We start from the raw sequence: 13,258 nt of genomic DNA, 5'->3' as shown, positions 1-13,258 counted from the left end.
TTTAGGGGATTTTGGGGGATTTTGCAAAGGTCTCGGGATAGGAGTGTGGGATATGTGGAAGCGTTGTTTATTGTGTAAGAAAAAACCGCAGGTATTTGAAACCTGCGGTTTTTTGGTTTACAGCTTGCTGTCTTCGCTGTCCAAGAAACTTCTCAAACGGTCGCTTCTTGTCGGATGCCGCAGCTTGCGGAGTGCTTTTGCCTCGATTTGTCGGATGCGTTCGCGCGTTACGTCAAACTGTCTGCCGACTTCTTCCAGCGTGTGGTCGGTGTTCATATCGATGCCGAAACGCATACGCAGGACTTTTGCCTCACGCGGTGTCAGGCTTTCGAGGATTTCTTTGGTTACTTCGTGCAGGCTGGTGTACATTGCCGCATCGGCCGGCGCAACATTGTTGGCATCTTCGATGAAGTCGCCCAAGTGCGAATCGTCGTCGTCGCCGATGGGGGTTTCCATCGAAATCGGCTCTTTGGCGATTTTCATGATTTTGCGGATTTTGTCTTCGGGCATCTGCATCAGTTCGGCAAGTTTGGCGGAATCGGGTTCTTCGCCGGTTTCTTGAAGGTGTTGGCGCGAGATGCGGTTCATCTTGTTGATGGTTTCAATCATATGTACCGGAATGCGGATGGTACGCGCCTGATCGGCAATCGAGCGTGTAATTGCCTGGCGGATCCACCAGGTTGCGTAGGTGGAGAATTTATAGCCTCTGCGGTATTCGAACTTATCGACCGCTTTCATCAAACCGATGTTGCCTTCCTGAATCAGATCAAGGAATTGTAAGCCCCGGTTGGTATATTTTTTGGCGATGGAAATCACGAGGCGCAAGTTTGCCTGAATCATTTCCTGTTTGGCGGCTGCGGTTTCTTTTTCGCTCGACACCATATTTTTGTTGATTTCTTTCAACTCTTCGATGGAAATGCGGGTTTCTTTTTCCATATCCGCCAACTCGGTTTGTTTTTCGAGGATGGCGTGGCGGAAGCGGTCGAGCGCGTCGCTCCAAACCCTGCCTTTGGCGATTTCTTCTTCAATCCATTCTAGATTGGTGATTTCGGGCAGGAAGTTTTGGATGAAGTAGTCGCGTTCCATATGGACGCGGTCGAGGCAGATGTCGCGGATTTCGCGTTCGAGTTTGCGGATGTTTTCTACTTTCCCGCGCAGGCTGCTGCTGAGGCTGTCGATTTGCCGGGTGGCGAAACGGACTTCCAGCAGTTTGTTGGCAATCGCGTCGCGGTAGGCGAGATAGTCTTTGTGCCGGCTGTGGTGTTTTTCCAAACGGCCAATCATTTTTTTGTAGTCTTTTTCGATTTGGGCAAAGTGGCCGATGACTTTTTGTTTCAATTCGGCGAGATTGGCTGCCGAGATTTCATCCGCATCTTCTTCCGATTCTTCGTCGTCTTCGTTTTCGTCCGAATTGTCGTTGGAAGGTTTCTCGGGCGCTGTGGTTTCCAAGTGCCCCAAGCCCAATTCGTTGAGCAATACTTCATTCGGGTCGATAATGGCTTCTACGACTTCGTCGACGCGGATTTCGTCTTTGCGGATTTTTTCGATGAGTTCTAAGATTTCCGCAATGGATCCCGGGCAGGCGGAGATGGCCTGAACCATATTTTTCAGGGCGTTTTCAATTTTTTTTGCGATGATGATTTCGTCTTCGCGGGTCAGCAGGTCGACCTGCCCCATTTCGCGCATATACATACGGACGGGGTCGGTGGTTCTGCCGAACTCGGAATCTGCACTGGAAAGGGCGGCCTCGGCTTCTTCGACGGCATCATCGTCGGTAACGGCGGCATTGTCGCTTAACAATATGTCTTCCGCATCGGGGGCGTGTTCGGTAACTTGGATGCCCAAACCGGAAATCATGCTGACGATATTGTCTATTTGGTCGGCATCAGACATATCGTCTGGCAGGGCGTCGTTGATTTCGGAGTAGGTGATGTAGCCGCGTTCTTTACCCATGATGATGAGCTGACGCAGGCGCGCGCGTTGCTCTTCAATGCTTAACGGACGGGTGTCGTCTTGATATTCTTCGTGATTTTGGTTTCTGGACATTGTCTGCTTTCTGTTGGTAAGGTGCCGACGGTTTGCGTTTGAACGCACCTGAAGGCGTGGCAGAGCGGGTACTCTGATGCCGTCTGAAGGCTTTTTGGGATGGGTGTTCTGCAGGTGTCGTTGTTGCAGCCGGGGTAAGTGCTTTTCAGACGGCATAACGGGTTTACGGGTGGCGGAATCCGCCGGTCAATTTTGTTTTGCGGTCAGCAACGACAGCAAAAGTTTTTTCTCGCTTTCATTTAAGCCGGATTGCAGGCTTTTTTGTTTCAATGCTTCGATTTGGCTGTATTTTAACTCATTGAGCAGTTTTTTCATGCCGATTTGGAAATTCTCGCAATCTTCTTCACTGCTGCTGTTCATTTCTTCCGATTGGTGCGTTGAATGGAAGATTCGGGTTATCGTTTCTTCGTAAGGCGAGCCGCGCATATACTCTAAAACCTGAGCGGTTTCGGGTACGGCGGCATGGTTTTTAATCGATTCGGCAAGATTGGCAAGGCAGGCGAAATCACCGTCCAACGCCAGATAATCGGGCAGGTCTATATATGCAGCCCAATCCGGATTTATCAAGAGGCTGCGGATTTGCCGCTGTACCAGCGTCAGCATGACGGGCTGTTTGACGGAAATCGGAGGCAGTTTGTAGTTTTTTTGTTTGACGTGCCGCTTCGGCGCTTCCTGTCCTAGCAGTTGCGCGAGGTTGTCGGGGTCGATGCCGACCAGTTCGCTAAGCCGTTGTTTTAACAAATAAGCCAATGCCGGCGCGGTAATCTGCGCCAAAAGCGGCGAACTGGTTTTCACCAATTCCGCCTTGCCTTCCTGCGTATTGAGATGAATGCCGTCTGAAAGGTGTTCCCAGAAATACTCCGACAAAGGCTTGCTTTGATTCAGAAGCGCGTCTTCAAATTGCGCTTTGCCGTAGGCACGGATGTAACTGTCGGGGTCGTGTTCCTCGGGCAGGAACAAAAAATGCAGCGATTTGTCGTCTTTCAACTGCGGCAACGCGTTTTCCAGCGCGCGCCAAGCCGCTTTGCGCCCCGCGCTGTCGCCGTCGAAACAGAAATAAATACTGTCCGCCTGACGCATCAGGATTTTGACGTGTTCCGCTGTTGTTGCCGTGCCCAAGGCCGCCACGCCGTAGCCCACGCCGAACTGTGCCAGCGCGACCACGTCCATATAGCCTTCGACCACCAGAATCCGCTCCGCTTCCTTGACAGCGGCACGCCCCTCATACAAGCCGTAAAGGTTTTTCCCTTTGTCAAACAAAGGTGTATCGGGAGAGTTTAGATATTTGGGTTTGGAGTCGTCCAGCACCCTGCCGCCGAAACCGATGACCTGCCCGCGCGGATTGCGGATAGGGAACATAATCCGATGGCGGAAGCGGTCGTAATACCGCCCCTCATTGTCAATCACCATCCCCGTATCCACCAACGCGGTATTCGGATACGGTTGGAACACTTGCGCCAAAGGCTGCCAGCCGTCGGGCGCGTAGCCCAAACCATAATGCGCGATAACTTCTGCACTCAAGCCGCGCTTGTCCAAATAAGCTTTTGCCGCCGGATTGAATTTTAGCTGTTGCGCATAAAAATCAGCTGCCGCAGCCGTCGTTTCCTCCAGCGTCTGCTGTTTTTTCTTGCGCTCGGCACGGACTTCGGGATTATCGTTTTGCCCGCGCACTTTAGGCACAATCATACCCACGCGGTCGGCAAGGAACTGCACCGCCTCCGGAAACGACAGCCCCTGATGTTCCATCACAAAACCAATCGCCGAACCGTGCGCCCCGCAACTGAAACAGTGGTAAAACTGTTTGGTCGGACTGACCGAAAACGACGGCGTTTTTTCCTTGTGGAACGGGCAACACGCCATATAGTTCGCCCCGCCTTTTTTCAGCGGAACCTGCTCGTCGATAATATCGACAATATCGGTTTTGGCTAAAAGCTCGTCAATGAAGTCGGATGGAATCATGATGTGGGGCGGACGGGATGTCTGTTTTTGGTACGGACGGTACGAAATCGGGATTTTTCGGAATGGCAGTCGGATGTGGCGGTTCAGGCAAAATGCCGTCTGAAACCGGAAATCGGATGTTCAGACGGCATTTGCGTTCAAACGCTTAAGCCAGTTTGCCGTGGCATTGTTTGTATTTCAAACCGCTGCCGCAGGGGCAGGGGTCGTTGCGGTGGACGATTTGTCCCCGCGCTTCCAAGGCTTCGGGGCTGAAATCCGTTCCATCGGGATTAAAGGCCTCGGTAACCAAATCGGTTTGCGACTGACCCAAAAGTTCTTCCATATCGGGCGATTCGGAATGGATGGACTGGATGTTGCCGATGGGTTGCTCTTCAACCACCGCGACAGGGTTTTGTTCGATTTGAACCGAGGTAAGCAGGGAGGCAATATGGAATTTGATGCCGTTCCACAGGTCTTGGAACATGGTAAAGGCTTCACGTTTATATTCCTGCTTCGGATTTTTTTGGGCATAGCTGCGCAGGTGTATGCCTTGTCGCAGGTAGTCCATAGCGGCGAGGTGTTCGCGCCATTGGTTGTCGATGACCTGCAACATCACGTTGCGCTCGAAATCGGCCATTGCCTGCTTACCGACCAGTTCGGTTTTGGCGGCATATTCGTTTTCGATGCGTTCGATCAGGCGTTCTTTGATGTCTTGACCGTCAATCGCATTGTCCGCCTTCAGCCAGGATTGGATGTCTTCGTGCAGTCTGAATTCGGCAGCCAGACGGTTCTCCAAAGTCGGGATGTCCCATTGTTCTTCCATGCTGTCGGGAGGCATATAGGTATCCACGAGGTCGCTGACGACATCAGAACGGATTTCCTGCATCAGGTCGCTGATGTCTTTGCTGGTCAGAATTTCGTTGCGCTGGCTGTAAATGACTTTGCGCTGTTCGTTGGCAACGTCGTCGTATTCCAAAACCTGTTTGCGCATATCGAAGTTTCTGCCTTCGACTTTGCGTTGCGCCCCTTCGATTTGGCGCGTCAGCAGGTTGTGTTCGATGGCAACGCCGCGTTCGGGGGCGAGACGGTTGAGGATGGCGGCGGCGCGGTCGAGTGCGAATAAGCGCAGCAGCGGGTCTTCAAACGAAAGGTAGAAACGGCTGGATCCGGGGTCGCCCTGACGGCCGGAACGTCCGCGCAATTGGTTGTCGATACGGCGGCTTTCGTGGCGTTCCGTACCGATGATGTGCAGGCCGCCTGCTTCCATTACTTTATCGTGTTCTGCCTGCCAGCCGTTTTCGAGTGCGGCGATTTGTGCCTGTTTCTCTTCGTCGCTCAAGGTTTCGTCGGCACGGATGGCATCGGTTTGGTGCTTCAGGTTGCCGCCTAAAACGATGTCCGTACCGCGTCCCGCCATATTGGTGGCAACGGTAATCGCGCCGACTTTGCCGGCTTGGGCGACAATCAGGGCTTCGCGTTCGTGTTCTTTGGCGTTGAGGACGTTGTGCGGCAGTCCGGCTTTTTGCAGAAGGTGGGAGACCAGTTCGGAGTTTTCGATGCTGGTGGTGCCGACGAGGACGGGCTGCCCACGTTTGTGGCATTCTTCGATGTCTTTGACGACGGCTTCGAATTTTTCTTCGGCGGAACGGAAAATCTGGTCGTTGAAGTCTTTGCGCTGTACGGGGCGGTTGGTCGGGATAATGACGGTTTCGAGGTTATAAATGCTTTGGAACTCGAAAGCCTCGGTATCTGCCGTACCGGTCATACCGGAGAGCTTGGTGTACAGGCGGAAATAGTTTTGGAAGGTGATGGAGGCGAGGGTTTGGTTTTCGCGTTTGATTTCCACGCCTTCTTTGGCTTCGACGGCTTGATGCAGACCCTCCGACCAGCGGCGGCCGGACATCAGCCGGCCGGTGAATTCGTCCACGATGACGATTTCGCCGTCTTGGATGACGTAATGTTGGTCTTTGTGGAAGAGGGAATGCGCGCGCAATGCCGCCATAAGGTGGTGCATCAGGGCGATATTGGCGGCGGAATAGAGGGAGTCGTTTTCTGCCAGCAATCCCATTTGGGTCAGGATTTGCTCGGCGTGTTCGTGACCTGCTTCGCTCAGGATGACCTGGTGCGCCTTTTCATCTACCCAGTAGTCGCCTTCGCCTTCTTCGGTTTCTTGGCGGACGAGGTGGGGCGGAACGGTGTTCATGATTTGGTACAACTGAATGTTGTCGTCTGCCTGGCCGGAGATAATCAGCGGAGTGCGCGCTTCGTCAATCAAGATGGAGTCCACTTCGTCAACGACGGCGAAATTCAGTTCGCGCTGCACTTTGTCGTATTGGTCGGTAACCATATTGTCGCGCAGGTAGTCGAAGCCGAATTCATTATTGGTGCCGTAGGTGATATCGGCGGCATAGGCGTTTTGACGGTCGAACGGTTGCATATCTGAAATAATCACGCCGACGGTCAGGCCGAGGAAATTGTAGAGCGGCTCCATAATGCCTGCGTCGCGCGAGGCGAGGTAGTCGTTGACGGTAACGACGTGTACGCCTTTGCCGGCCAGCGCGTTGAGATAGACGGCGAGGGTGGCGACCAGGGTTTTGCCTTCGCCGGTACGCATTTCGGCGATTTTGCCGTCGTGCAGCACCATACCGCCGATAAGCTGCACGTCGAAGTGGCGCATACCGAGGGTGCGGCGGGACGCTTCGCGGCAGACGGCGAAGGCTTCGGGCAAAATGCCGTCCAAAGTCTGACCGTCGGCGAGGCGTTGTTTGAATTCAGCAGTTTTGGCTTGCAGATCAGCATCGCTTAGGGCTTGCATCTGTTCTTCGAGCGCGTTGATTCTGGCAACGGATTTACGGTATTGTTTCAGCAAGCGGTCGTTGCGGCTGCCGAAGATTTTCTTGGCAATGTTTGTCAGCATGAATAATTCCTGCGCCTGATATAATAGTGGGCGAAAACGCGATTTTAACACAAGCGTTTGTGCAAAGTGCTAATGCCGTCTGAAATAAAGGCGCGTTTGCGGTATTTCAATCTTTTTGGGTGTATGTTTTATGAATTTGGAACAGTTGGGCAGGCGGGACGCGCTGCTTTCCGGACTTTTGAAACAGGCGGGACAGTGGCGGCGGTTGGATGCCGCCGTGAAAAAACTGCTGCCTGCCAACCTGCACCCGCATTTTCAGACGGCATGTATCGAAGACGGCAGGCTTGTCCTTTTGGCGGCAAACAATATGGCGGCATCGCGCTTGAAAATGATTGCACCGTCGGTATTGCCGCAGTTGGCAGGGCTTGACGCTTCGATACGCTCTGTTTCGGTCAGGCTGGTCCCGAAACCGGAAAAACCGCCGAAAACCAATACCCTGCATTTGAGTAAGGCTGCGCTGGAGAGTTTCGGTTCGGCGGCGGCAAAGTTGGAAAAACGGCATCCCGAATTGGCGGAGGCATTGGCAAACTTGGTTAGAAGGCATGGCGCATAAAATGTATACGGGAATTTGTGTAAACATCCGTTAATATTAAGAAGTAAAGGATAATGGGTCTAATACTAAAGAAATAGGTTCGGGGTAAAATTGCCCCTTTTAAAGTAAACGATTGTAAACTTGCAGACAGGCTTTGATTTCAAATGAAATTTGTAGCAAAATGCCGCTCCGAAACATCTGTTTGTGCAACGCGGCGGAATCTTTTTCAAGGTTTTGTTAATGGCGGTTGCACTTTGATTTCTGTAAAACCGAATATTATTTTATCGATTGGAGATTTGTTATGAAAGCGTATCTGGCTCTGATTTCTGCCGCCGTTATCGGTTTGGCTGCCTGCTCTCAAGAACCTGCCGCGCCTGCTGCCGAGGCAACTCCTGCTGCTGAAGCACCCGCTTCCGAAGCGCCTGCCGCCGAAGCTGCTCCTGCAGATGCTGCCGAAGCCCCTGCTGCCGGCAACTGTGCGGCAACTGTCGAATCCAACGACAATATGCAGTTCAACACTAAAGACATCCAAGTAAGCAAAGCTTGTAAGGAATTCACCATCACCCTGAAACACACCGGTACCCAACCTAAAACCAGCATGGGTCACAACATTGTCATCGGTAAAACTGAAGACATGGACGGTATTTTCAAAGATGGCGTTGGCGCAGCTGACACTGACTACGTTAAACCTGACGATGCGCGCGTTGTTGCCCACACCAAACTGATCGGTGGCGGCGAAGAATCTTCTTTGACTCTGGATCCTGCCAAACTGGCTGACGGCGAATACAAATTCGCTTGCACCTTCCCGGGTCACGGTGCTTTGATGAACGGCAAAGTGACTTTGGTCGATTAATCCGCTTAAAGTCTCAAAAGACGGACAGCCTGCTTTGTGCAGGCTGTTTTATTATAAAATGACTGCTTGAAAAGTGCCCGTTGAGAACGAAAACATGAATCCGTTTGAAACCCAAAGCGTTACCTTTGCCGAACCGATTGAAATGCTGTATGCCTGCCACGGCAAAGTACGCCGTTTTTGCGGCCAAGTCGCGATGCTGTCGGACTACATCGCCGAAAACGGCTGCAATCAGCTTGTTTTGCAAACCATCCGCCAAATCACCCGGTATTTCAACGTTGCCGCGCCGCTGCACCATGAGGACGAAGAAGAAAACTTTTTCCCGCTCCTGCTGCAATATGCGCCGCAAGCCCAAGAAAGCGTGGACGAGCTTTTACGCCAACATGTAAGCCTGCATGGCAACTGGGATGCCGTGGCTGCCGAATTTGCCAAACTCGAAGCAGACAATGCCTATATTCCCGATGCGGAAGCGTTCAAACGCTTTGTGGCGGGATATGATGTGCATTTGGCGATTGAAGAACCCTTGTTCGACATGGGCAAGATGTTCATCCCCAAAGAGAAACTGACCGAAATCGGCGAAATCATGGCGGCGCGCCGGCGCAGATAATGCCGTCTGAAACAATCGTCTCAAGGATATATTATGCTGACCCCGAAAAGTTGCGATTTGTTCAATATCCCGTTTTTCCAATTTTCCCAGCTTAAAAAATACCAGCCTGAAAGCATTCCGCAAATCAAAGCCGACTACAAGGAAAACTGGCAGATATGGCAGCAGCTGATTCAGCAGGTTGCCGCCGAATTGGGTGCGCCGTTTGCGCCGCCGCACATCGAACGCTGGTGCAACGGCTGGCAGGTTCGCGCCCATTTCTTTGCCTACTTCAAATACGAACAATATAAAAATTCCGCCGCGATTTTGTCGATACTGCTCAACCGCCGCCGTTTGAGTGTCAGCTTGGACTGGCATTGCTACAAAGCCGACGTGTCGCCGATTGCGCTGCCTGATTACAACCGTTGGTTGGATAATTTTGATACTGAAAAATACGCTTCTTTCGATATGTGGCACGGCGCGGAAAGCGAATACGACGACTACCGCACTGTCGCGCAGCAAAATGAATCCGACCGAAGGTTGCAAAACGACGAAGATTTCTTCTGCATCGGCAAACACATCGAGCGCGACGATTTGGGCAGGCAGGATGTCGTGAAATGGATAGCGGAAACAGTGGAAGACTTGCTGTCGCTTTATGAAGCGTGTCACGGCAAATGATTCAGAAGACTGATGGGTAAAATACCCACCCCGTATGCCAACCTAACCTAAATGCCGTCTGAAAATCACATTCAGAACGTTTCAGACGGTCTAATTTCAAAAGTGAACAAATATGACCGAAACTCAATCCCTAGAGCTTGCCAAAGAGCTGATTTCCCGACCATCCGTTACCCCTGACGACAGGGATTGCCAAAAACTCCTTGCCGAACGCCTGCACAAAATCGGTTTTGCGGCTGAAGCACTCCATTTCGGCGACACCAAAAACATCTGGTTGCGACGCGGCACGAAAGCTCCCGTCGTCTGTTTTGCAGGGCATACCGACGTTGTACCGACAGGTCCTGTCGAAAAATGGGATTCGCCCCCGTTCGAACCGGCCGAGCGCGACGGAAGATTATACGGGCGCGGCGCGGCAGACATGAAAACCAGCATCGCCTGCTTCGTTACCGCCTGTGAACGCTTCGTTGCCGAACATCCCGACCACCAAGGCAGCATTGCGCTTCTGATTACTTCCGACGAAGAGGGCGACGCGTTGGACGGCACGACCAAAGTCGTCGATGTATTGAAAGCGCGCGACGAGCTTATCGACTACTGCATCGTCGGCGAACCGACAGCCGTGGACAAATTGGGCGATATGATTAAAAACGGCCGGCGCGGCTCGCTGTCGGGCAACCTGACCGTCAAAGGCAAGCAAGGCCATATTGCCTATCCGCATTTGGCAATCAATCCCGTGCATACTTTTGCCCCGGCCTTGTTAGAGCTGACGCAGGAAGTCTGGGACGAAGGCAACAAATACTTCCCGCCGACCAGCTTTCAAATTTCCAATATCAACGGCGGTACAGGCGCGACCAATGTCATTCCGGGCGAGCTGAGCGTCAAATTCAATTTCCGCTTCTCCACCGAGTCCACCGAAGCAGGGCTGAAACAACGTGTTCACGCCATTTTGGACAAACACGGCGTGCAATACGATTTACAGTGGTCGTGTTCGGGGCAGCCCTTTCTGACCCAAGCGGGCAAACTGACCGACGTGGCACGCGCAGCCATTGCCGAAACCTGCGGCATTGAGGCCGAATTGTCCACCACCGGCGGCACTTCGGACGGACGCTTCATCAAAGCCATTGCAAAAGAACTCATCGAATTAGGCCCGTCCAATGCGACCATCCACCAAATCAACGAAAACGTGCGGCTGGACGATATTCCGAAGCTGTCGGCGGTGTATGAGGGGATATTGGCGCGCTTGTTGGCTGGAAATGCCGTCTGAAAAGAAAATGGGCTGTCGGATATGGATGTCCGACCATTTGATTAGACCTAATGTGGGTTTGAGATATAGTGGATTAAATTCAAACCAGTACGGCGTTGCCTCGCCTTGCCGTACTATCTGTACTGTCTGCGGCTTCGTCGCCTTGTCCTGATTTAAATTTAATCCACTATAAAACATTGATTTTTATGTAGATTTTTTTATTTAAACGGCAATCCATTCCCTCTTTCGTGGGAGAGGGTTAGGGAGAGGGCATCGGGGCGGCAACGGAAATATTGCCTGTATCTGCCCCGTTTTACCCTCTCCCCGACCCTCCCCGACAGGGGAGGGGTCAAGTTTCAGGCACGCCGACGGAATATGGTTGAAACCCGGCCATTCGGGGCGGTGGGATTTTGGTTTATTTTTTGGGAAGTAACCCTTTCCAAATCAGGGTAAACAGGGCTGCGCCTTATGTGCGGCCCTGCGTGTTGGAGATAATAGTGCCGTCAAATTACTTTCATACGCGCGAACGATTGGGTGCTTTGGGCGGCATCGTGCAACATCATACCGCCTTGTACCGCAGCGTGGCGGTATATGAACCGGCTGTGCTTATCGTGCGGCGCGGAAGCAAGAAGCTGCGGTGAGCGAGGCGCGAATTGAGGATTGCGGCGGGTGAGGCGGTTGCGTTGGCAGGCGGGCAGACGTTTGACGTCATCAATATTCCCGATTCAGACGACCTCTATCAGGCGCAATGGATTGCTTTCGAACAGGAAGCCATAGAAAGGTTTGCCGCACAATACGGGACGGCGCAGGCAGTGTGCGATGCGGTGAAGCTGCCGCATCCCAGGCAGATGAACGCGGCGTTTGATTATGCGGCTGCGGTGCTGGCGGATGAAAAAGTGCCGCACAATGTGGCGGAGGCCGCGCTTTGCGGCGTGTTGGCGTGGTTGCAGCATGACGGCATCGGTTTTGCCGTGTACGAAGGCGTCAACCTGATGCGGCAAATCCGCAAACTGATTACTGCCGATATGGCTGCGGGCTGGTCGTCGGCGATGTTGGCGCAGCGGCTTAATTGCAGCGAGGCCGCGTTGCGGCGGCGGACATCGGCGGGAATGTCGGCGACCACCCAGTGCATCCAGCCCAGTCCGGTCGGCGCGTCTTTATCGTAAACGGTCAGGACGAAACTTTTTGTCCCGGCGGGCGGATTTTTCCACGACAGCGCGGGCGGAGCATTGTCGCCTGAACAGCCGAAGCCGTAAGGCGCACTCAAAAGCTGGTTTTGCGTGAAGCCGCCGTCTTCGGACGGGTTGTCGAATTGCAGCGTGAATGCGCCCCCGGCAAAGGCAGCGGTTGAAAAAGCCAGCAGTACGGCGGAGAGGATGCGGGTTTGCATAGATGATTCCTTTGCTTGATGAATAAGTGGATTCATTATAGGCTGTCAACGGCGGCAGGAATGTGCCGAAACGGTTGGATGATGTGCCGGAATGCGTAAATGCAAAAATCGTGGTTTCAGACGACCCTTTGCAGGTCGTCTGAAGTCTTTAATTCCTTTCCCTGAGGCTTTAGAAATATCGCATATTTAGGCATTGCCGCAACCTAACCCTCAAGATTTACGTCATAGCCCGTTCCTGCTCCGGCGTGCGGGAATGGCAAAAATTGGGGATTTTGCCGCCAAATCCATGATAGAGATACGGAGCAAACGAATGATTACCCTGCCTTCCTTAAACAATCTGCCGTCAAAATGGGATGAAATCCGCTATTGGCTCGAAACCCGGGTTTGTGAGTGCGGCGTTATGCCGCATCCCAATTTGACGGAATGCGAAGCCGGGCAGTTCGAGCGGGATTTTTGGGACAATATCGGCTGTGCGCCTGAAGAATATGTCCGTATCCGCCGCGCCATCCGTCTGCTGGAAGCGAGTTATCCCGACAGTTTGAACGAGCTGGTGTGTGCCGCCATTGCCACGCCTTTGGGCGAGATGCTGGCGGTGTTCGGCAGTAAAGGCTTGTGTCTGCTGGAGTTTGTCGGACAGAAGCATTTGGAACAGGAAATTGCCGCCGTCCAAAAAGCCTTGCGCGGACGGTTTGTGTTTCGGGAGGATGAGCGGACGCAACTTTTGCGGCAGGAATTGGACTTATACTTCAAGGGTCGTCTGAAAACCTTTGCCACGCCTTTGGAGCAGATTGGCACCGAGTTTCAAAAGCAGGCATGGGACGCGCTCTTGGCGATTCCTTACGGCGAAACGCGCAGCTACAAAGAGCAGGCGCAGCGTTTGGGCAACCCCAACGCCGTCCGCGCCGTTGCCGCCGCCAACGGGCAGAACAAGGTGTCTATCTTGATTCCCTGCCACCGCGTCATCGGCAGCGACGGCAAACTGACCGGCTACGCGGGAGGGTTGAACCGCAAACAGTTTTTACTGGCTTTGGAACGCGGCGAAGTTCAGACGGCATTGTTTTAAGCGGGGGAGGGCAGAACGGCTCAT

Annotated in this window: 12 protein-coding genes; 8 read left to right on the top strand and 4 right to left on the bottom strand. The window is 52.9% G+C overall.

The genetic code is table 11. From position 1 onward, the window contains the following. Positions 1–117: 117 nt before the first annotated feature. The 3 genes from rpoD to secA form a co-directional block, all read right to left on the bottom strand. Complete coding sequence (gene rpoD, locus HMPREF2959_RS09750) at positions 118–2,046, bottom strand: RNA polymerase sigma factor RpoD (protein ID WP_002225051.1); 1,929 nt, start codon at positions 2,044–2,046, stop codon at positions 118–120. 186 nt (positions 2,047–2,232) lie between these two features. Beyond that, a complete protein-coding gene (dnaG, locus tag HMPREF2959_RS09745) occupies positions 2,233–4,005 on the bottom strand; it encodes a DNA primase (protein WP_002238936.1) in 1,773 nt (590 codons plus the stop codon). A 145-nt stretch (positions 4,006–4,150) separates the two neighbouring features. Next, a complete protein-coding gene (gene secA / locus HMPREF2959_RS09740) occupies positions 4,151–6,901 on the bottom strand; it encodes a preprotein translocase subunit SecA (RefSeq protein ID WP_002219009.1) in 2,751 nt (916 codons plus the stop codon). 130 nt (positions 6,902–7,031) lie between these two features. Between secA and HMPREF2959_RS09735 the strand changes: the two genes are divergently transcribed. From HMPREF2959_RS09735 to HMPREF2959_RS13345, 7 genes are all read left to right on the top strand, one after another. Then, positions 7,032–7,454 carry a DciA family protein gene (locus HMPREF2959_RS09735; RefSeq protein ID WP_002225054.1) on the top strand — a complete coding sequence of 141 codons (423 nt, stop codon included), beginning with the start codon at positions 7,032–7,034 and terminating at the stop codon, positions 7,452–7,454. A gap of 280 nt (positions 7,455–7,734) precedes the next feature. Next, the gene (azu, locus tag HMPREF2959_RS09725; protein ID WP_002216827.1) at positions 7,735–8,286 is read left to right on the top strand and encodes an azurin; all 552 of its coding nucleotides are present in this window, start codon (positions 7,735–7,737) and stop codon (positions 8,284–8,286) included. 94 nt (positions 8,287–8,380) lie between these two features. Continuing rightward, positions 8,381–8,890, top strand: coding sequence for a hemerythrin domain-containing protein (locus HMPREF2959_RS09720; RefSeq protein WP_002216828.1), 510 nt, complete (start codon positions 8,381–8,383; stop codon positions 8,888–8,890). 33 nt (positions 8,891–8,923) lie between these two features. After that, positions 8,924–9,544 (top strand): HI_0552 family protein, encoded by a 621-nt coding sequence (locus HMPREF2959_RS09715; protein ID WP_002243286.1) that lies wholly within the window; start codon positions 8,924–8,926, stop codon positions 9,542–9,544. Between the two features lie 112 nt (positions 9,545–9,656). After that, positions 9,657–10,802, top strand: coding sequence for a succinyl-diaminopimelate desuccinylase (gene dapE, locus HMPREF2959_RS09710; RefSeq protein WP_002243287.1), 1,146 nt, complete (start codon positions 9,657–9,659; stop codon positions 10,800–10,802). Then, entirely contained in the window at positions 10,792–10,953 is a 162-nt protein-coding gene (locus HMPREF2959_RS12670; RefSeq protein WP_160336987.1) for a hypothetical protein, read from the top strand. The genes dapE and HMPREF2959_RS12670 overlap by 11 nt, the downstream gene beginning before the upstream one ends. 325 nt (positions 10,954–11,278) lie before the next feature. After that, positions 11,279–11,422: a hypothetical protein gene (locus HMPREF2959_RS13345; RefSeq protein ID WP_226876279.1), complete on the top strand. Its 144-nt coding sequence runs from the start codon at positions 11,279–11,281 to the stop codon at positions 11,420–11,422. 224 nt (positions 11,423–11,646) lie between these two features. Here HMPREF2959_RS13345 and HMPREF2959_RS09705 read toward each other — a convergent pair whose 3' ends face one another. Then, entirely contained in the window at positions 11,647–12,171 is a 525-nt protein-coding gene (locus HMPREF2959_RS09705; protein WP_002243288.1) for a YbhB/YbcL family Raf kinase inhibitor-like protein, read from the bottom strand. Between the two features lie 310 nt (positions 12,172–12,481). Between HMPREF2959_RS09705 and HMPREF2959_RS09700 the strand changes: the two genes are divergently transcribed. Further along, the gene (locus HMPREF2959_RS09700; RefSeq protein ID WP_002243289.1) at positions 12,482–13,234 is read left to right on the top strand and encodes a methylated-DNA--[protein]-cysteine S-methyltransferase; all 753 of its coding nucleotides are present in this window, start codon (positions 12,482–12,484) and stop codon (positions 13,232–13,234) included. The last annotated feature ends 24 nt before the right edge of the window (positions 13,235–13,258 follow it).

Origin of the sequence: Neisseria sp. HMSC070F02, from assembly GCF_001814225.1 — a bacterium.
GTDB classification, from domain to species: domain Bacteria; phylum Pseudomonadota; class Gammaproteobacteria; order Burkholderiales; family Neisseriaceae; genus Neisseria; species Neisseria meningitidis.
The sequence above is the reverse complement of the archived record's forward strand: the minus strand, read 5'-3'. Positions and strand labels throughout refer to the sequence as shown.